This window comes from Angustibacter sp. Root456 (assembly GCF_001426435.1).
GTDB lineage: Bacteria > Actinomycetota > Actinomycetes > Actinomycetales > Angustibacteraceae > Angustibacter.
The window spans coordinates 473,212-492,229 of the sequence record NZ_LMER01000020.1; the positions used below are offsets into that span (position 1 = coordinate 473,212).

The following is a 19,018-nucleotide window of genomic DNA, read 5'->3' on the forward strand; positions in this document are numbered from 1 at the left end:
CCGTCCGTCCCCTGACCCCCGCACGTCCCGCAGAAGGAAGCAGAGAACACCGATGACCGTCACCCACGAGCAGGTCGAGTGGTACGCCCAGACGTTCGACACGCTCGTCGCCAACATCGAGCGCGCCCTGCTCGGCAAGGCCCACGTCGTGCGCCTCGCCCTGACCTGCCTGCTGTCGGAAGGGCACCTGCTCCTGGAGGACTTCCCCGGCACCGGCAAGACCATGCTCGCCCGCGCCATCGCCGGCACGGTGCAGGGCAGCAACAGCCGGATCCAGTTCACGCCTGACCTGCTGCCCTCCGACGTCACCGGCGTGACGATCTACGAGCCGGGCAAGCAGGTCTTCGAGTTCCACCCCGGCCCGATCTTCGCCACGATCGTGCTCGCCGACGAGATCAACCGGGCCTCGCCGAAGACGCAGTCGGCGCTGCTGGAGGTGATGGAAGAGGGTCGCGTCACGGTCGACGGCGTGGCGCACTCGGTCGGCGCGCCGTTCATGGTGATCGCGACGCAGAACCCGATCGAGCAGGCCGGCACCTACCGGCTGCCCGAGGCCCAGCTCGACCGGTTCCTCATGAAGACCTCGCTCGGCTACCCCGACCACGAGGCCACCGTCGCGGTGCTCGCCGAGGCCAGCACGCGTGACCGCACCAAGCAGCTGCAGCCCGTGATCACCAGCTCGGTGGTCGCTGACATGGCGGCCCTGGCCGACGAGATCCACGTCGACCCGGCGCTGCTGTCGTACGTCAGCCGGATCGCCGAGGAGACCCGCCGCCACCCCGACGTCCGGCTGGGCCTGTCGGTGCGCGGGTGCCTGGCCTTCGTGCGCTGCGCCAAGACCTGGGCCGCCTCGCAGGGCCGCAACTACGTCGTCCCCGACGACATCAAGATGCTGGCGACACCGGTGCTCAACCACCGCCTGCTGCTCACCGCCGAGGCGCAGTTCGCTGGGACGTCGGTCGAGCAGGTCATCGCGCAGGTGCTCGCCGAGGTGGCGCCCCCGGTCGAGCGGGTCGCCTGATCCGATGCGTGAGCGTGCGGAGCGGCTGCGGCAGCGGCTGGCCGGAGCCCTGGGCCCGGCCGGCCGGCCGGTGGGTCGCGTGCTCGGCTGGGTGTCGGGCCTGGGCTGGTCGGTGCTGGCGCTCGCCGTCGTGGCGCTGCTGGCCGGACGCCGGTTCGGCTGGGTCGAGCTCATGGTCGTCGCCGTCGCGTGCGCCACGCTCTTCGTGCTCTGCTGCGTGCTGGTCGCGGGCCGGACGCGCCTCGAGATCGTGGCCGAGGTGTCGCCTCACCGCGTGACCGTGGGGGAGGCGGCGGGCGGTCGGGTGCTCGTGACCAACCACGCGCGGCGCACGCTGCTGCCCGTCGTGGTCGAGCTGCCCATCGGGGTCGGTGCCGCCCGGTTCGTGCTACCGACCATCGCGAGCGGCACGACGCACGAGGAGCTGTTCGTCGTGCCCACCGAGCACCGCGGCGTCATCGACGTCGGGCCGGCCACGACGGTGCAGGGTGACCCCTTCGGCCTCGTGCGCCGCACGCTGACCTGGACCGCCGTCACCCAGCTGTTCGTGCACCCCCGCACCGTTCCGCTCGAGAGCCTCGGCTCGGGCCTGCTGCGCGACCTCGAGGGCGACACCACCGAGGACCTCTCGATGAGCGACCTCGCCTTCCACGCCCTGCGCGAGTACCAGCCCGGCGACGACCGCCGGTACATCCACTGGCGGTCGTCAGCCAAGCACGGGCGCCTGCTCGTCCGGCAGTTCCTCGACACCCGGCGCTCGCACGTCGCCGTCGTGGTCGACACCGGCCTCGACGCCTACGCGGGCGGTGAGCCGGACGCCGAGACCGCCCTCAGCGTCGGCGCCAGCATCGCCGTGCGCTCCATCAGGGACGAGCAGGACACCACGGTCTGCGCCGGCGGCCTGAGCGCCAGCCGGACGACGGCGCCGCTCACCCTCGACGTGCTGGCCCGCGTCCAGACCGGCAGGGGTGACCTCGAGGCCGCCGCCGCCGAGGCCGTGCGGCTGGCGCCCGACGCGAGCCTCGCCGTCGTCGTCACCGGCCCGCAGCGCGCGTTCGTCGACGTTCGCCGCGCGACTGCGCACTTCGAGCAGGACGTGCGCGTCGTCGTCCTCGTCGTCGACTCGTCGGCCCGCGCGGGCGTGCAGCACGTCGCCGGCCTGACCGTGCTCACCCTGGCCGACCTCGCCGAGCTGCGAAACCTGCTGGTGTCGGGGGTGCGCTCGTGACCGCCACACCGGGGGGCCTCCCCAGCGCGGTGCCGCCGCCACCCGCCCACCTCGCCGGCCGCGACCGCGTCGTGCCGCCGGGCGAGCGGCTGCGCCAGGTGGGGCGTGCGCTGCGTCCCGGTCGCGATCAGCTCGTCGACGCCGGGGCGACGCTGGTGCTGGTGCTCGTGGCGGCCGCCGGCTTCCGCACGTCGTTCTACGGTCCGCAGTGGGTCGTCGCGGCGGTGCTCGGCGCGCTGGTCGGCCTCGTGATCGCCCACGTCGTGCAGGCGGCGCGGTTGCCGGGGCTCGGCCCGTTCGTCGGCTTGGTGGCGCTCGCCGCCGCGTACTTCCTGCTCGGCGGCCCGATGGCCGTGCGCGACCACCTGGTGGCGGGCGTCCTACCCACCGGCCGCACCGTGGCCGACCTCGCGCACGCCGCCGTGCCCGGCTGGAAGGACCTCCTCACGACGCTCGCACCGGTCGACGCGACCGGCAGGCTCGTCGCGCTGCCGTTCCTGTTCGCCCTCGTCGGGTCGGCGGCCACCTACGCGGTCGCTCGGCGCTGGCGCGCCCCCTGGGCGGCCGTCGTCGCCCCGCTGGCGCTGCTGCTGCTGTCGATCGCGCTGGGCACGGTGCAGCCCGCCGCCACCTGGCTGCAGGGCGCCGGGTTCGCGGTGGTGGCGCTGCTGTGGCTGGTGCAGCGGGCCAGCCGGCTGCGCTCGCGCCTGCAGAGCGGCACGGCGCGCACCACCCGTGCCGGCATCGCCGTCGGGCTGCTCGCGGTGTCGGTGGCGGCCGGTGTGCTGGCCGGGCCGGTGCTCGAAGCCCGCTCCGGACAGGCCCGCACCGTCTGGCGCACCGACCTGCAGCCACCCTTCGACGTCGCCCAGCTGCCGAGCCCGCTCGCCGGCTTCCGGCGCTACACCAAGCCGAACCAGGCTGACCTGTTCGACCGCACCCTGCTCACGGTGCGTGGGCTGCCCGAGGGCGTCCCGCTTCGGATCGCCACGCTCGACAGCTACGACGGCTCGGTCTGGGGCGCGGCGGGCACCGGTGCCATCGGCACGGCCGACCCCGGCGCGGCGTTCCGGCGCGTCGGCTCGCACCTGGCCACGGCGGCGCGCGGGCGCGAGGTGACGCTCACGGTGCAGGTGCCCTCCGGCGGCTACCGCGAGGTCTGGCTGCCCACGGTGGGCGCCGTCACCGCGCTGCAGTTCCACGGCCCGCGGGCCGAGCAGCTCGCCGACCAGCTGCGGTTCAACGTCGACACCGACAGCGGCGTGCTGCCGGGCACCATCGGGCCCGGCGACTCCTACACCCTCCAGGCCGTCGTGCCGCAGTCGCCGCCGGAGAAGCTCCCCGAGCAGCTGGACGTCGGCTCGGCCACGTCCGTCGACACCGACTCCGTCGCCTTCGTCGACGACAAGCTCGACGCCTGGACCGGCAACGCTCAGGATCCCTGGGCCAAGCTGGTCGCCGTCGCCCGGTACATGCGCTCGCAGGGCGCCTACACCGACGGCGGGGCGCGCGGCAGCAGCGAGAGCGTCTACCTGCCCGGCCACAGCATCGGCCGGCTGGCGCGGTTCGTCGGCTCGAGTCAGCTCGCGGGCGACGACGAGCAGTACGCCGCCACGCTGGCCCTCGTAGCCAACCGGCTCGGGCTCCCGGCTCGCGTGGTGCTCGGCGCGGTGCCGGAGCCCGACGGCCGGGTGAAGGGCAAGGACGTGCGCGCCTGGGTCGAGGTCAACCGGGCCGACGGCACCTGGCTGACCATCCCGGCGTCCGCCTTCGTGCCCGACCGCAACAAGACGCCGGACGTCCAGCAGCTGCGGTCGCAGCAGCGGCAGGTCGGCGCCCAGGTGCCGCCACCCGCGGCACAGAACCCGCCGAGCCTGCTGCAAGGGCCCGACCAGGCGCAGAACGACACGAAGGCCAAGCGCGCCAAGCGGGGGCCCCTCGACCCGCGCGGCTGGCCCGACTGGTTGGTGCGCCTGCTGATCTTCGTCGTCCTGCCGGTGCTGCTGCTGCTCGGGCTGCACCTGGTGCTCGTCGCGCTCAAGCGGCGGCAGCGGCGGCGGCGCCGGCTGGTGGGCCCGCCGTCCGCGCGGGTGGCGGCCGGCTGGCAGGACCTCATCGAGACCTCCCGCGAGCTCGGTCGACCGGTGCCACGCACCCTCACCCGCCGCGAGCAGGTGCCTCAGCTGGTCGGGGCCCCTGACGACGTCGGCCGGCTCGCGGTGACGGCGGACGCCTCGGTGTTCGGCCCCGGTGAGCCGACCGACGCCGAGGTGGCCGCCTACTGGGCGGACGTCGACACCGTCCGCGACGCGCTGCGGCGCGACGCCGGACGCTGGCGCGCGCTGCGCGCCGACTGGGACGTGCGCACCCTGCGCAGCGGCCGACGCCGGGACGACAGGAAGGCCCCCCGACGGTGAAGCTCAAGTTCAGCCTGGACTCGCCCGGTGGCGCGACCACCGACCTCATCGCGACGGTCGACGCCGCGACCACGGTCGGCGACCTCGCGCGCTACCTCGTGCAGGTCGACCCCTCGCGGCGCTCAGGGTCGGCGAGCACGCCCGCGGGCGGCGGCGACTTCACGCTCTCGCACGTCGACGAGGGCTACCGCGCCGTCGACCCGCGCCTCACCGTCACCGAAGCCGGTCTGCGCTCCGGCGCCCACCTCACCGTCACCCGGCGCAGCGACAGCTACGTCGACCAGAGCGAGCCCGCCGCAGTGGCCGTGGTCACCACCGGTCCGGACGCCGGGCGCGAGTTCCCCCTGCAGCGCGGCACGTCGTACGTCGGGCGCAGCCGCGGCGTCGACGTCCGGCTCAATGACCCGTCGGTGTCGCGCCGGCACGCCAAGCTGCTCGTCACGGACGTCGTCGAGGTGGTCGACCTCGGCTCCGCCAACGGCATCAGCGCCGGCGGGGACGTCGTCGACCGCGCGATGCTGGGCGCGGCGGGCACGGTGAGCATCGGCGACACCGTGCTGCAGATCCGGGTGGTCGAGACCGCAGCCGGCGTGGTGCACGGATCGGCGGCCGGCGTGGCGTTCGCCCGTTCGCCGCGGCTGTCGCCGGTGTACGAGGGCGCCACGTGGAAGGTGCCTGACCTCCCCGAGCGCGCCCGCAAGACCCGCATGCCGTGGATCGCGATCGCCGTCCCCGCACTGCTCGGGCTCGGCCTGTTCGCCTTCACGCGCAGCCCGTACTCGCTGCTCTTCCTGTTCCTCACGCCGCTGATGATGATCGGCATGGCCGTCGAGCAGCGCCGCGAGGCCAAGAAGGACTTCGAGGACGACATGCGGGACTTCCGCGAGGACCTCGGCCTGCTCGCCGAGCAGATCCGGGCGGCCCTCGCGACCGAGCACCAGGTGCGCCTCGCCGAGCTGCCGTCGGCCCAGGAGTGCTGCGCCGCAGTGGGTTCGCTCGCACCGCTGGTGTGGACGCGGCGGCCTGGCGAGTCCGGCTTCGTGCAGTGGCGCCTCGGCACCGGCCGCCAACCCTCCCGCTCCACCATCGAGATGCCGGACGTCGGCCGTTCCAAGGTCGAGGCGTGGCAGGAGACGTCGGCGAGCCTCGAAGGGCTGAACGCCGTCGACGACGTCCCGGTGGTGGCCGACCCGCTGGCCGACGGTGCCGTCGGGGTCGCCGGGCCGCGGGTGCAGGCGCTCGCCGCCGCTCGGGCGCTGGTGACGCAGACGGTCGCGCTGCACTCACCGGCCGAGGTCGTGCTGGCCGCCTTCGCGTCCGAACGCAGCGCGCGCGACTGGGACTGGCTCAAGTGGCTGCCGCACGTGGCCTCGCCGCACAGCCCCCTGGAGGCGCGGCACCTCGCGAGCACCGGCCCGGCCTGCACGGCGCTGCTCAGCGAGCTGGAGGACCTCGTCGCCGGTCGCAGCCTGCTGCGCGAACGGCAGCCCGAGGCGCCCGCGGAGCCGGTGGTCGTCGTCCTGGTGGAGGACGACGCGCCGGTCGACCGGGCGCGCCTCGTGCAGCTCGCCGAGCGCGGTTGGCACCGCGGGGTGGTCGTGCTCTGGCACGCCGAGCGCCTCGAGCTGCTGCCCGCAGCCTGCCGCACCTACCTGCACGTCGCCGCCGACGGCACCGCGCAGGTCGGGTACGTCGGCGAGAGCCGGCTCTACCTGCCGGTGGCACCGGACGCCGTCGAGGCCACGCAGGCGCTCGAGACCGCCCGGTTCATGTCGGCGGTGGTCGACAGCGGCGCGCCGGTCGACGACGACAGCGACCTGCCTCGCGCCGTGTCGCTGCTCTCGCTCACCGGGCCAGAGCTCGCGACCTCGCCGGACGCCGTGATCGAGCGCTGGGGCGAGAGCCGGTCGGTGCTCACCGGCCCCTACGCCCCAGAGCGCCTGCCTCGCCAGCCCGGCACGCTGCGGGCCGTGGTCGGTCAGTCCGCGCAGGGTCCGCTCACCATCGACCTGCGGGCCGACGGCCCGCACGCACTCGTCGGCGGGACCACCGGATCGGGCAAGTCCGAGCTGCTGCAGGCCTGGATCCTCGGCATGGCCGCAGCGCACTCTCCGCAGCGGGTGACCTTCCTGCTCGTCGACTACAAGGGCGGCTCGGCCTTCCGCGACTGCGTGAACCTGCCGCACACCGTCGGCCTGGTCACTGACCTCAGCCCGCACCTCGTACGCCGCGCGCTCGCGTCGCTGTCGGCCGAGCTGCGCCACCGCGAGCACCTGCTGGCGCAGCACCATGCGAAGGACCTCGTCGAGCTCGAGCGCCGGGGTGAGGTCGACGCGCCGCCGAGCCTGATCATCGTCGTGGACGAGTTCGCGGCGCTGGTGCAGGAAGTGCCCGAGTTCGTCGACGGGGTCGTCAACGTCGCGCAGCGCGGCCGCTCACTCGGCCTGCACCTGGTGCTGGCCACCCAGCGCCCGGCCGGCGTCATCAAGGACAACCTGCGGGCCAACACCAACCTGCGCCTGGCGCTGCGGATGGCCGACGAGAGTGACAGCACCGACGTCCTCGACTCGAACGTCGCGGCCTTCTTCGACCCCGCGCTGCCCGGTCGCGCGGTGTCGAAGACGGGCCCCGGACGGCTCACTCCGTTCCAGACCGCCTACGCCGGTGGCTGGACGGCAGACGCCGAGCCGACCCCGGAGATGGCGGTCGAGACGCTCACCTTCGGCGGTGCCGTCGAGTGGCTCGCGCCGGTCGACGACGACCGGCCCGATGCCCGAGAGGCGTTGGGCCCCACCGACATCCAGCGTCTCGTCGGCACGATCACCGGGGCTGCCGCGCAGGCCGAGCTCCCTGCTCCGCGCAAGCCGTGGCTTCCGGAGCTGGCTGACCACTACGAGCTCGCCGCCCTGCCGACGTCGCGCCGTGACGACGAGCTGGTGTTCGCCGTCGGCGACGACCCCGACCACCAGCAGCAGCCGGTGGTGTCGTTCCGCCCCGACCTCGAGGGCAACCTCGCCGTCTTCGGCGCCTCGGGCTCCGGCAAGTCCGTCCTGCTGCGCAGTCTCGCCATCGCAGCGGGGTACACCGTGCGCGGCGGCCCGTGCCACGTCTACGGGCTCGACTTCGCCGGCCGCGGCCTGTCGATGCTCGAGTCGCTGCCGCACGTGGGGGCGGTCGTGCACGGCTCGGACGACGAGCGGATGCAGCGACTGCTCGGGCACCTGCGCGAGACGATCGACGAGCGGGCCGAGCGCTATTCACGGGCCAGCGCGGCGACGATCACCGAGTACCGCCGCCTCGCGAACGCACCGCACGAGCCCCGGATGCTGCTGCTCGTCGACGGGCTCACGGCGTTCCGCCAGGCCAACGACACGGCCAAGCGACAGCGCTGGCTCGACCTGTTCACCTCGATCGCCGCCGACGGGCGGCCGGTGGGCGTGCACGTCGTCGTGGCGATCGACCAGCGGGCCGGCATGTGGCCCGCGCTCGCAGCGGCGATGCCGACCCGGCTCGTCCTGCGGATGGCCCACCCTGACGACTACTCGTTCCTGTCGGCGCCCTCCGACGTGCTGAGCCTGGCCTCACCGCCGGGCCGCGGGCTGCTCGGCCCGCACGAGCTGCAGGTGGCGGTGCTGGGTGGCACGAGCGACGTGTCGGCGCAGGCCCGCGCGGTGGCCGCCTTCGGTGCGGCCATGCGCAAGGCTGGGGTGCCTGAGGCGCCGCCGATCCGCAGCCTGGGCGACCGCATGCCGCTCGCCGAGCTCCCCCCGCAGGCCGACGGCCGGCCGGTCGTGGGTGTGAGCGCCGAGTCGCTCGGGCCGCAGACCATCGACCCCGTCGGCACGTTCGTCATCACGGGCCCGGCGGGCAGCGGGCGCACGACGGCGGTGCGCACCGTCGTCCGCGCGGTGCAGCGGTGGCGTCCGTCGGTCGAGGCCTACCTGTTGTCTCCGAAGCGTTCCCGGCTGCGCGACGATCCGCTGTGGCGGCACGTCGCGGCGGGGCAGGACGAGATCTGCGAGCTGGCGCGCGCCCTGAGCCGGCGGCTGGCCGAGGGCTCGCTCGCCCCGAGCAGCCTCGTGGTGGCGGTCGAGGCGTTTGGCGACGTCGCAGACGGGCGCAGCGAGGACGACGTCACCGAGCTGGTGAAGGCGCTCGTCGAGCACGAGCAGCTCGTCGTCGTCGAGGGTGACACCTCCGACCTGTCGTCCGGCTACGGCCTGCCGGCGGTGGTCAAGACCTCGCGCAGCGGCATCGTCCTGCAGCCCGACGGCTTCGAGGGGCAGACGCTCTTTCGCACCGACCTGCCGGCCGTCACCGAGCCCGACGTCCCCGCAGGCCGCGGGTTCGTCGTCCAGAAGGGGCGGGCCGAGCTCGCGCAGGTGGCGGTCGACGAGGGGGGAGTGCTCCCCATCGACGCCCCCGCCGACTCGCTCTAGGTTCATCACCAAGCCGGACAGACCGGCACGACCCAGCAGGAGGGATCCGATCATGGCAAACGCGGCAGCAGGCGGCGGGGGCTCCTTCAAGGGCATGACCCCTGAGGTGGTGCAGACCCAGGCCAACCACCTGGAGAACCTCGCCGGCGAGATCCAGAAGCTCATCCACAAGCTCGAGACCGAGACCCAGCGGCTGCAGGACGCGTGGCGCGGCCCGGACGCCAAGCGCTTCCAGGCCCAGTGGGAGGGCGAGCACAAGGCGTCCCTGAAGCACGCCAAGAAGCTCATCGAGGAGATGGCGCAGACCGCCAAGGCCGAGGTCAAGCAGCAGATCTCGACCTCGCACTGAGCCGGTTCGCCCGACTCACCGACCGCCCGCTCGACTCGACCTGAAGACCTGAAGGGGAACGACCATGACGCTCAGCCAGGGGATGGACATCCAGCGCGTGCGCGAGATCGCTGCGCAGCTGAAGAAGGACGCCCGCACGCTCGACGACGTCCAGAGCCGGATCCAGAACGCCGTCAACCGCATGGGTGAGAACTGGCACGGCGCTGACGCCAGCCGGTTCATCAGCGACTGGAACAGCCACAGCAAGAAGCTCACCACCGCCGCCAGCGACATCACGGCGATGAGCAAGGTGTGCGACCGCAACGCCGACCAGCAGGAGGCCGCCTCCAAGTGAGGTGACGCCTGCTGCAGCGCAGCGAGAACGCAGAAGCGGCCCACCCGGATCCCTCCGGATGGGCCGCTTCTGCGTTCTCGGTGAAGCCCTACCGCTCGATGTCGCCGCGGATGAAGGCCTCGACGCTCTCGCGGCCGAGGTCGTCCGGCTGCTGCACCGGCGGGGACTTCATGAGGTACGACGACGCCGACAGCAGCGGGCCGCCGATGCCGCGGTCCTTGGCGATCTTCGCCGCGCGGATGGCGTCGATGATGATGCCGGCCGAGTTCGGGGAGTCCCACACCTCGAGCTTGTACTCGAGGTTCAGCGGGACGTCACCGAACGCGCGGCCCTCGAGGCGCACGTACGCCCACTTGCGGTCGTCGAGCCACTGCACGTAGTCCGACGGGCCGATGTGCACGTTGCGCGCACCGAGGTCGTGGCCGATGTTCGACGTCACGGCCTGGGTCTTGGAGACCTTCTTGGACTCCAGGCGGTCGCGCTCGAGCATGTTCTTGAAGTCCATGTTGCCGCCGACGTTCAGCTGGTAGGTGCGGTCGAGCACGACGCCGCGGTCCTCGAACAGCTTGGCCATCACGCGGTGGGTGATGGTGGCACCGACCTGCGACTTGATGTCGTCGCCGACGATCGGCACACCGGCGTCCTCGAACTTCTTGGCCCACTCGGGGTCGGAGGCGATGAAGACGGGCAGGGCGTTGACGAAGGCGACGCCCGCGTCGATGGCGCACTGGGCGTAGAACTTGTCGGCGTCCTCGGAGCCCACCGGCAGGTAGGAGACGAGCACGTCGGCCTGCGTGTCCTTGAGCACCTGGACGACGTCCACCGGCTCGGCGTCGGACTCGTCGATGGTCTCGCGGTAGTACTTGCCGAGGCCGTCGAGCGTGTGGCCGCGCTGCACCGGGACGTTCAGCGGCGGGATGTCGCAGATCTTGATGGTGTTGTTCTCGCTCGACACCAGCGCCTCGGACAGGTCGAAGCCGACCTTCTTGGCGTCGACGTCGAAGGCGGCGACGAACTCGACGTCCTTGACGTGGTAGTCACCGAACATCACGTGCATCAGACCCGGCACGGACGCGTTCGGGTCGGCGTCGGCGTAGTAGTGCACGCCCTGGACGAGCGAGGCGGCGCAGTTACCGGCGCCGACGATGGCGACACGGACGGATCCCATGCGGTGCTCCTTCATCGGTTCTTCTGGGTGGGGTGGTGCTCAGGGGGTGGTGCGGTCAGTCGTGCTGTCGGTTGCGCCGGCGTCGCGGCGCTCGTTCGAGATGAGCTCGTTGAGCCAGCGCACCTCGCGCTGCACCGACTCCAGCCCGTGCCGCTGCAGCTCGAGCGTGTACTGGTCGGCGCGCTCACGGTTGCGAGCCACCGAGCTGCTCACGGAGTCGAGCCGCTCCTCGAGCCGGCTGCGGCGCCCCTCGAGGATGCGCAGCCGCACGTCGGTGGGCGTGCGCGCGAAGAACGCGAACCGGACGCCGAAGCTCTCGTCCTCCCAGGACGTCGGCCCCGACTCGTCGACGAGCGTCTCGAAGTGCTCCTTGCCGGCAGCGGTGAGCTCGTAGACGATGCGGGCGCGCCGCCCGGTGCCCTCGCCGTCGGCGCTGGACTGGGTGATCCAGCCCTGGTCCGACAGGTGCTTCAGGCAGGGGTAGAGCGTGCCGTAGCTGAGCGCGCGGAAGGGCCCGAGCACGGTCGAGAGCCGCTTGCGCAGCTCGTAGCCGTGCAGGGGGCTGTCGTGCAGCAGCCCGAGGACCGCGAGGTCGAGGACGTCGGAGCGACGTGCCATGCTGACCTCCTCAGGTGCCGGGTACCGGGCCGACCGATCCGCGCGATGTATCGCCGCGATATGTCGGACTGTAGGTGACGGGATGCTGCGATGGCAAACAGCTGCCCCGGTTCGATCCGTGGGCAGGTTTGGTGAGGACCACGTGGAGCCGCCCGTCTCGAGTGGGTGGTGGGCGCCGTCTCACCGCATACTGGGCATCGCGCCCACAGGGCGAGCCTGAACCACGCGATCCCCGTCCCGATCAGCTTGGAGAACCCCGCCCCGTGCGCCGCATCGTCGACTACCCCCGTGCCGGCAAGAGCGGCTGGAAGCGGTTCGTCCCCTCCTGGCGCCTGGTCGGTGGCGCCGTCCTGGCCTGTTTCTCCCTCGGCGTCATCGCCTTCGCGATCCTCTACAGCCAGGTCTCGGTGCCGTCACCGAACCAGCTGGTGACGGCCAACGCCTCGGTCGTGTACTGGTCGGACGGCAAGACCGAGATCGGCCGCTTCGGCGAGGTCAACCGGCGTTCGGTGCCGCTCTCGGACGTCCCCGACAGCATGCAGAAGGCCGTGCTGGCGGCCGAGGACCGCACGTTCTACCAGAACCACGGCGTCTCGCCGAAGGGCATCGCGCGCGCGGCCTGGGTGGCCCTCAAGGGCGGCTCGAAGCAGGGTGGCTCGACCATCACGCAGCAGTACGTGAAGAACTACTTCCTCACCCAGGACCGCACGATCACCCGCAAGGCCAAGGAGTTCATCATCTCCTTGAAGATCGAGCAGAAGGAGTCCAAGGACCAGATCCTGGAGAACTACCTCAACACGATCTACTTCGGTCGCAGCTCCTACGGTGTCGAGACGGCCAGCCAGGCCTACTTCGGGGTGCCGGCCAAGAAGCTGAACCTCAGCCAGAGCGCGCTGCTCGCGGCCATCATCCGCTCGCCCGGCCTCTACGACCCGGTCACCGAGAAGGCCAACGCGCAGGCGCGCATGGACTACGTGCTCGACGGCATGCTCAAGGAAGGCTGGATCACCCAGGACCAGCGCGACAAGGCGAAGTTCCCCAAGATCGCCAAGCAGCGCACGAGCAACCGCTTCGGTGGCACCAACGGCTACCTGCTCAAGGTCGTGCGGCAGGAGGTCATCGCCAAGGCCGGCCTCACCGACGCCGACATCGACCGCGGTGGCCTGAAGATCGTCAGCACGTTCGACCGCACCACCCAGGCCGACGCCGTCAAGGCGATGAACGACGAGCTGCCCACCGAGGGCGCCAAGGGCGTCGGGGCCGGCCTCGTCTCCATCAAGCCCGGTGACGGCGCAGTCGTAGCGATGTACGGCGGCAAGGACGCCGTGAAAGACCCGTACAACGACGCGACGCAGTCGGTCATGCAGGCCGGCTCGACGTTCAAGCCGTTCGCGCTCGCGGCCGCGCTCGAGGACGGCATCTCGCTGAAGTCCCGGTACGACGGCAGCTCACCCAAGAAGTTCGGCACCTACGAGGTCTCGAACTACGGGCCGGGCCGCGGTGAGCAGTTCGGCAACATCGACCTGATCACGGCCACCGCCCACTCGGTCAACACCGTCTACGTCGCGCTCAACCAGGACGTCGGCCCCGAGAAGACCATGCAGGCCGCCATCAAGGCCGGGTACCCGGCGAACACGCTGGGCTTGAAGCCCCCGCAGCTCGGGAACGTGCTCGGCACGGCCTCGCCTCACGTGATCGACGTCGCCGAGGCCTACGCCACCTTCGCGGCCCAGGGGATGCACGCCGACGCCTACACGGTTCGCAGCGTCTCGGGCGCCGACGGCAAGAGCCTGTACAAGGCCAAGCCGAAGACCGAACGCGTCTTCAGCGAGGACTCCATGGCCGACCTCACCTACGCCCTGCAGGCGGTGATCAAGAACGGCACCGGCTCCTACGCCGGCTCGCAGATCGACCGCCCGCTCGCCGGCAAGACCGGTACCGCGCAGAAGAACAACGCGGCCTGGTTCGCCGGCTACACGCCGCAGCTCGCGACCGCCGTGGGCCTGTACCGCAACGGCAAGAACGACAAGGGCCAGGTCGTGCAGCTCTCGCTGAACGGCCTAGGTGGTAACAACGCCGTCACCGGCGCGTCGTTCCCGCTGAAGATCTGGACCGCGTTCATGAAGGACGCGCTCGACGGCCAGAAGGTCCTGCAGTTCCCCGACCCCGTCTACGGCGGCAAGAGCAACGTGCCGACCTACACGCCGACCACCACGACCACGACGAGCACGCCGACGACCAGCACGCCGACCACGAGCACGCCGACGACCAGCACGCCGACGACGCCGCCGACGTCCACCACCACGACGACGTCGACGACGCCGACGACGACGATCACCGTGCCGACGACGCTCCCGACCACGAAGACGAGCTCGAGCACAACGACCGCGACGCAGACGAAGGCGGCGGAACCGGCCACCAAGACCAAGACGACCGCCGCTGCGGCGCCGCCCGGCTGACGTGCGCCATGATCGGCGCGTGACCCCCGCAACCGGCGTCGTCGACGAGCCCGTGGTGGCGCCGTCGCGCGACGACCCAGTCGTCGAGCGCTTCTCCGCCGTGGTGGGCGGCCCCGCGGGGCGGCGCGTGCGGGGCGGCCGGCACGGCTGGTGGACTGCGGCCCGCGTGCTCGTCGTGCTGTCGATGGTGGTGCTCGCTCTCGGCGTGGTCGAGAAGCAGCACTGCCGCGCCCAGGGCTGGTCGACGCCAGACCAGTTCTTCCACGCGTGCTACAGCGACCTTCCGCTGGTCTACGAGACGAGCGGCCTGGCCAGCGGCGCCGTGCCGTACGTCGACGCCCGCGACGGCGACTACCTGGCCCAGCCCGTACTCACCGGCCTGACCATGTGGGCGGTGGGCCAGGCGACGCCGGACGGGCCACCACTCAAGCGCGACCGGTGGTACTTCGACCTGTCGACCGCGCTCATCGCCGTGCTGCTGGCCGTGCTCGTCGCGGTGACCGCAGCCAGCGCCGGCCGGCGCCGGCCCTGGGACGCCTCGATCGTCGCCCTCTCACCCCTGCTGGCGTTGTCGGCCCTGGTGTCCCTGGACCTGCTCGGCGTGACGCTCGCCGCGTGCGGCCTGCTGGCCTGGGCGCGCTCTCGACCGCTGCTCGCGGGTGTCCTGATCGGTCTCGCGGTCACCGCGCGCACCTACCCGGCGGTGCTGCTGGTGGTGCTCGCCGTGCTCGCGCTGCGCGCCGGCCGCTGGCGCGAGTGGCTCGCCACGACGGTCGCCGCCGGTTTCACGGTGGTGGCGGTGCTGCTGCCCTGGTTCGCCGTCAACCCGGCGGGGGTCAAGGCCGTCTACAGCGCGTGGGCGCACAGCAGCGCGGGCTACGGCTCCCTGTGGCTGCTGCCGCAGGTGGTGCCGTCCGACCCTCGCCCGCACTGGGTCGACCGGCTGGGCTGGGACCCGGTCAGCCTGTCCAGCGGAGCCGTCACGACCCTCGCGCTCGTCGGGCTGGCGGTGGCGCTGGTGGTCGGCCTCGTGCTCGCGTTGGCGGCTGACCGGCGTCCGCGCGTGGCGCAGGTGGCGTTCGTGGTGCTCGCGATCGTCGTGCTCACGGGCAAGTCGTGGCCCGTGCAGGCGTCGCTGTGGCTGCTGCCCCTGGCCGCGCTCGCCCGGCCCCGGTGGCGCGACCAGCTGGTGTGGTTCGCGTGCGAGGCGACGTACTTCGTCGGTGTCTGGCTCTACATCGGCGGCCAGACCAACACCGACCGCGGCCTGCCTGGCGCGTGGTACTCGCTGCTGCTGCTCGTGCGCGCGGCCGGGCTGCTCTGGCTGGTGGTGTCGGTCGTGCGCGACGTCCGGCGTCCCGAGCGCGATGCCGTGCGGCGGGCCGGTGACGACGACCCGCTCGGCGGCCCGCTGGACGGCGCCCCTGACGCCGTCGTCCTGCGCTTCGCCTGACCCCGGGCCCCCACGGCGGCCGGCCCGCGCCCGGTAACGGCGCCTGTGGACAGAGATTCGTCCTCGCCTGCCCGCACCCGGTAGTCTTGATCCCGTCGTCGCGGGCCTGGTGCCGGTGGATCCGGTGCCTCGGGTGCCGCGGCGAACGACGTATCAGCCCTCCTGTCACGGAGAGACCGTGGCCGCCTGAGTCCAGAGGAGGTGGGTTAACGCATGCGTCACTACGAGCTCATGGTGATCCTCGACCCCGATCTCGAGGAGCGCACCGTCGCTCCGAGCCTCGACAAGTTCCTCAACGTCATCCGTCAGGGTGGCGGCAGCGTCGAGAAGGTCGACGTCTGGGGACGCCGTCGTCTCGCGTACGACATCAACAAGAAGTCCGAGGGCATCTACGCGGTCGTCGACATGCACGCCGAGCCGGCCGTGGCCCAGGAGCTTGACCGCCAGCTCGGCCTCAACGAGTCCGTGATGCGCACCAAGCTCATCCGTCCCGAGGTGCGCTGACCCGTTCGGTCGCACCGACCGGACGTCGTCCACCCCACCGAAACGAAGGGCAGGCCATGGCAGGCGACACGATCATCACGATCGTCGGCAATCTCACCGGCGACCCCGAGCTGCGGTTCACCCCGTCGGGTGCTGCCGTCGCGAACTTCACGATCGCCTCGACCCCGCGCTCGTTCGACCGCCAGTCGAACGAGTGGAAGGACGGCGAGACGCTGTTCATGCGTTGCTCGGTGTGGCGTGAGGCGGCCGAGAACGTCGCCGAGTCGCTGACCCGCGGCACCGCCGTGATCGCCCAGGGCCGCCTGGTCTCGCGCTCCTACGAGACCAAGGAGGGCGAGAAGCGCACGGTCACCGAGATGCAGGTCGACGAGATCGGCCCGACGCTGCGGCGCGCCACGGCCAAGGTCACCAAGGCCCAGCGCGGCGGTGGCGGCGGCTTCGGTGGCGGCGGCGGTGGCCAGGGTGGCGGTGGTTTCAGCGGCGGCGGCCAAGGTGGCGGCGGCTGGGGCAACCAGGGCAACCAGGGTGGCCAGGGCGGCGGCCAGCAGGTCGACGACCCGTGGGCGACCGGCCCGTCCGGTGGCTCGGGCGGCGGCTTCGGTGGCCAGCAGTCCGGCGGCGGCTACAACGACGACCCGCCGTTCTGATCGGCACCTCGCAGTACCCGCCCGGCCTCGCCGGGCACTGACAGATCAACTCCGACCATCCCGGACCGACCTCGCACGCGGTCCGGGCTCCACGAAAGGGGAGCTCCACGATGGCAAAGCCCGTTGTGCGCAAGCCGAAGAAGAAGGCCAACCCGCTGAAGGCGGCGAAGGTCGAGTACATCGACTACAAGGACACCGCGCTCCTGCGCAAGTTCATCTCCGACCGCGGCAAGATCCGCGCTCGCCGCGTCACCGGTGTCTCCGTCCAGCAGCAGCGGCAGATCGCCAGCGCGATCAAGAACGCCCGCGAGATGGCGCTGCTGCCCTACTCCAGCGCGACTCGCTGAGGAAGGGGACCAGAAGATGAAGCTCATCCTCACCCAGGAGGTCACCGGTCTCGGTGCGCCCGGTGACGTCGTCGACGTCAAGGACGGCTACGCCCGGAACTTCCTCATCCGCCGCTCCCTCGGCACCCCGTGGACCAAGGGCGGCCAGAAGCAGGTCGACGCGACCCGCAAGGCCCGCGCGTCGCGTGAGATCGCCTCGATCGAGCAGGCTCAGCAGATCAAGAGCCAGCTCGAGAGCAAGACGGTCACCCTCACCGCCCACGCGGGTGCTGCCGGCCGCCTGTTCGGTGCCATCACCACCGCGGACGTCGCGAACGCCGTCCAGCAGGCCGGTGGCCCCGAGCTCGACCGCCGCAAGATCGAGCTCGGCCAGCCGATCAAGGCCGTGGGCCGTCACGACGTGAGCGTGCGTCTGCACCCCGAGGTCTCCGCGAAGGTGGCTCTCGAGGTCGTCGCCGGCTGACGCCGTCCGCCTCAGCGTTGGGGCCCGCACCCGTTCTCGGGTGCGGGCCCTTCCGCATGCCCGCCCTTTCCCGCAGATACCCGACGTCTTCCGGTTGTGGGGCCCTCTGAAGGGCGGATTCCACCGGAAGTAGGCGGGTATCTGCGCGACCGGCGCGGCTCAGCGGGAGGCGCCGACGACGGCCCACTGCGGCCCGCGCGCTCGCCAGCCGAGCAGCGCGCCGCGCACGAGCATGAAGACGCCGAACCCCCACCACAGCGCGGACGCCGATCCCGCCCCTGCGCGCACCGCCAGCACCACCGGCACGTAAACCACGAGCTGGGCCAGCGCCGCGCGCGCCAGCCACCGCCCGTCGCCAGCCCCGATGAGTACGCCGTCGAGCACGAACACGTAGCCCGAGAGCGGCTGTTGCAGGCCGACCACGATGAGCGCACCGGCCAGCGAGGCCCGCACGCCGGCGTCGGCCGTGAACAGCGGTGGCAGCACCCGGTGCAGCAGCACCACCACGGCACCGAAGACCGCACCGCCCACGACGCCCCAACGCAGCATCAGCGCCGTCAGCGCCCGGGCCCGTGCCACGTCGCCCGCCCCGAGGGCGTGCCCGGTGAGCGCCTGCGCCGCGATCGCCAGGGCGTCCAGAGCGAAGACGAGGAAGGTCCAGACCGTCGCCGACACCTGGTACGACGCGAGCGTGACGTCACCGCCGGACGCCGCCGCCCAGGTCGTGAGCAGCAGCACCGCCCGCAGTGCGAGCGTGCGCACGAGGAGCGGGACGCCGTCGCGCGCCGCCGCCAGCACCCGCAGCGGGTGGGCCCGCAGCGAGGCTCCGTGCCGGCGTCCGCCCCGGACGACCACCGCGACCAGGGCGGTGCCCATGAGGGTCTGCGCCACCACGGTGCCGAGCGCCGACCCCGCGATGCCCAGGCCGAGCCCGAAGACGAAGACGACGTTCAGCACGATGTTGAGCGAGAAGCCCGCGACGGCGACCGCGAGGGGCGTGCGGGTGTCCTGCAAGCCGCGCAGCACCCCGGTCGCGGCGAGCACCGTGAGCATGCCGGGCACGCCGAACGCGCTCACCCGTAGGTAGGTCACGGCCTGCGCGGTGGCTGCCCCCGAGGCGTCGAAGGCGCCCGCCACCCAGGGTGCCGCGGCGAGCAGCAGCGCGCCGCTCGCGACGCCGAGCACCAGGGCCAGCCACACGCCGTCCACGCCCAGGCCGAACGCCGCCCGCGCGTCGCCCGCACCAGCCCGACGCGACACCGACGCCGTGGTGCCGTAGGCGAGGAAGATGAAGATGCCTGCCGCGGTGGACAGGGCGGCTGAGGCCACGCCCAGACCGGCCAGCGGCACCGTGCCGAGGCGCCCGACGATGGCCGAGTCCGCCAGCAGGAACGCCGGCTCGGCCACCAGCGCCAGGAACGCCGGGACGGCGAGCCGCAGCACCTCGCGCGAGGTGGCGTCCGGATGACGGACGGGTGGCTGGTCGATAGCGAGATCCTCGAGAACTTTCTTCTGTCCACAGCGTGTGCACGGCATCGTGGCCGGTCGCGAGCACGAGACCGGGCCGGGAG

Annotated in this window: 15 protein-coding genes; 12 read left to right on the top strand and 3 right to left on the bottom strand. The window is 72.2% G+C overall.

Going from position 1 to position 19,018, the window contains the following annotated elements; genetic code table 11:
- Positions 1-52: 52 nt before the first annotated feature.
- The 6 genes from ASD06_RS17000 (at position 53) to ASD06_RS17025 (ending at position 9,788) form a co-directional block, all read left to right on the top strand.
- A complete protein-coding gene (locus ASD06_RS17000) occupies positions 53-1,021 on the top strand; it encodes a MoxR family ATPase (protein WP_056680400.1) in 969 nt (322 codons plus the stop codon).
- Between the two features lie 4 nt (positions 1,022-1,025).
- A complete protein-coding gene (locus ASD06_RS17005; protein WP_056680402.1) occupies positions 1,026-2,249 on the top strand; it encodes a DUF58 domain-containing protein in 1,224 nt (407 codons plus the stop codon).
- Positions 2,246-4,666, top strand: coding sequence for a transglutaminase domain-containing protein (locus ASD06_RS17010; RefSeq protein WP_157371773.1), 2,421 nt, complete (start codon positions 2,246-2,248; stop codon positions 4,664-4,666). The genes ASD06_RS17005 and ASD06_RS17010 overlap by 4 nt, the downstream gene beginning before the upstream one ends.
- Positions 4,663-9,105: an FtsK/SpoIIIE domain-containing protein gene (locus tag ASD06_RS17015; RefSeq protein ID WP_056680408.1), complete on the top strand. Its 4,443-nt coding sequence runs from the start codon at positions 4,663-4,665 to the stop codon at positions 9,103-9,105. Before ASD06_RS17010 ends, ASD06_RS17015 begins: the two co-directional genes overlap by 4 nt.
- Before the next feature lie 52 nt (positions 9,106-9,157).
- Complete coding sequence (locus ASD06_RS17020) at positions 9,158-9,454, top strand: WXG100 family type VII secretion target (protein WP_082538158.1); 297 nt, start codon at positions 9,158-9,160, stop codon at positions 9,452-9,454.
- Positions 9,455-9,518: 64 nt separating this feature from the next.
- Entirely contained in the window at positions 9,519-9,788 is a 270-nt protein-coding gene (locus ASD06_RS17025; protein ID WP_082538159.1) for a WXG100 family type VII secretion target, read from the top strand.
- An 88-nt stretch (positions 9,789-9,876) separates the two neighbouring features.
- Here the strand turns inward: ASD06_RS17025 and ASD06_RS17030 are convergent, their stop codons facing one another.
- Together ASD06_RS17030 and ASD06_RS17035 are read right to left on the bottom strand one after the other, a co-directional pair.
- On the bottom strand, positions 9,877-10,956 hold the full coding sequence (locus tag ASD06_RS17030) for an inositol-3-phosphate synthase (RefSeq protein WP_056680416.1): 1,080 nt from the start codon (positions 10,954-10,956) through the stop codon (positions 9,877-9,879).
- Between the two features lie 39 nt (positions 10,957-10,995).
- Positions 10,996-11,574, bottom strand: a complete 579-nt coding sequence (locus ASD06_RS17035) for a PadR family transcriptional regulator (RefSeq protein ID WP_056680417.1) — start codon at positions 11,572-11,574, stop codon at positions 10,996-10,998.
- Between the two features lie 263 nt (positions 11,575-11,837).
- On the opposite strand from ASD06_RS17035, the gene ASD06_RS17040 reads away from it, so the two are divergent.
- The 6 genes from ASD06_RS17040 to rplI all read left to right on the top strand — a co-directional run bounded on the left by ASD06_RS17040 (position 11,838) and on the right by rplI (position 17,447).
- The gene (locus ASD06_RS17040) at positions 11,838-14,033 is read left to right on the top strand and encodes a transglycosylase domain-containing protein (protein ID WP_056680418.1); all 2,196 of its coding nucleotides are present in this window, start codon (positions 11,838-11,840) and stop codon (positions 14,031-14,033) included.
- Between the two features lie 19 nt (positions 14,034-14,052).
- On the top strand, positions 14,053-15,486 hold the full coding sequence (locus ASD06_RS17045; RefSeq protein ID WP_056680419.1) for a glycosyltransferase family 87 protein: 1,434 nt from the start codon (positions 14,053-14,055) through the stop codon (positions 15,484-15,486).
- Positions 15,487-15,699: 213 nt separating this feature from the next.
- Entirely contained in the window at positions 15,700-15,990 is a 291-nt protein-coding gene (gene rpsF, locus ASD06_RS17050) for a 30S ribosomal protein S6 (protein ID WP_056680422.1), read from the top strand.
- Between the two features lie 56 nt (positions 15,991-16,046).
- Positions 16,047-16,637 carry a single-stranded DNA-binding protein gene (locus ASD06_RS17055; protein WP_056680423.1) on the top strand — a complete coding sequence of 197 codons (591 nt, stop codon included), beginning with the start codon at positions 16,047-16,049 and terminating at the stop codon, positions 16,635-16,637.
- 110 nt (positions 16,638-16,747) lie between these two features.
- Positions 16,748-16,984, top strand: a complete 237-nt coding sequence (gene rpsR / locus ASD06_RS17060; protein WP_056680427.1) for a 30S ribosomal protein S18 — start codon at positions 16,748-16,750, stop codon at positions 16,982-16,984.
- A 16-nt stretch (positions 16,985-17,000) separates the two neighbouring features.
- Positions 17,001-17,447: a 50S ribosomal protein L9 gene (gene rplI, locus ASD06_RS17065; RefSeq protein WP_056680430.1), complete on the top strand. Its 447-nt coding sequence runs from the start codon at positions 17,001-17,003 to the stop codon at positions 17,445-17,447.
- Between the two features lie 159 nt (positions 17,448-17,606).
- Here the strand turns inward: rplI and ASD06_RS17070 are convergent, their stop codons facing one another.
- Positions 17,607-18,890 (bottom strand): MATE family efflux transporter, encoded by a 1,284-nt coding sequence (locus ASD06_RS17070; RefSeq protein ID WP_200942277.1) that lies wholly within the window; start codon positions 18,888-18,890, stop codon positions 17,607-17,609.
- Positions 18,891-19,018: the final 128 nt, after the last annotated feature.

What these genes read in the sequence shown, in the direction of transcription:
- ASD06_RS17000 (WP_056680400.1), top strand. Translation starts at nt 53, where the DNA reads ATGACCGTCACCCACGAGCAGGTCGAGTGGTACGCCCAGACGTTCGAC.
- ASD06_RS17005 (WP_056680402.1), top strand. Translation starts at nt 1,026, where the DNA reads ATGCGTGAGCGTGCGGAGCGGCTGCGGCAGCGGCTGGCCGGAGCCCTG.
- ASD06_RS17020 (WP_082538158.1), top strand. Translation starts at nt 9,158, where the DNA reads ATGGCAAACGCGGCAGCAGGCGGCGGGGGCTCCTTCAAGGGCATGACC.
- ASD06_RS17025 (WP_082538159.1), top strand. Translation starts at nt 9,519, where the DNA reads ATGACGCTCAGCCAGGGGATGGACATCCAGCGCGTGCGCGAGATCGCT.
- ASD06_RS17030 (WP_056680416.1), bottom strand. Translation starts at nt 10,956, where the DNA reads ATGGGATCCGTCCGTGTCGCCATCGTCGGCGCCGGTAACTGCGCCGCC.
- ASD06_RS17035 (WP_056680417.1), bottom strand. Translation starts at nt 11,574, where the DNA reads ATGGCACGTCGCTCCGACGTCCTCGACCTCGCGGTCCTCGGGCTGCTG.
- rpsF (WP_056680422.1), top strand. Translation starts at nt 15,700, where the DNA reads ATGCGTCACTACGAGCTCATGGTGATCCTCGACCCCGATCTCGAGGAG.
- ASD06_RS17055 (WP_056680423.1), top strand. Translation starts at nt 16,047, where the DNA reads ATGGCAGGCGACACGATCATCACGATCGTCGGCAATCTCACCGGCGAC.
- rpsR (WP_056680427.1), top strand. Translation starts at nt 16,748, where the DNA reads ATGGCAAAGCCCGTTGTGCGCAAGCCGAAGAAGAAGGCCAACCCGCTG.
- rplI (WP_056680430.1), top strand. Translation starts at nt 17,001, where the DNA reads ATGAAGCTCATCCTCACCCAGGAGGTCACCGGTCTCGGTGCGCCCGGT.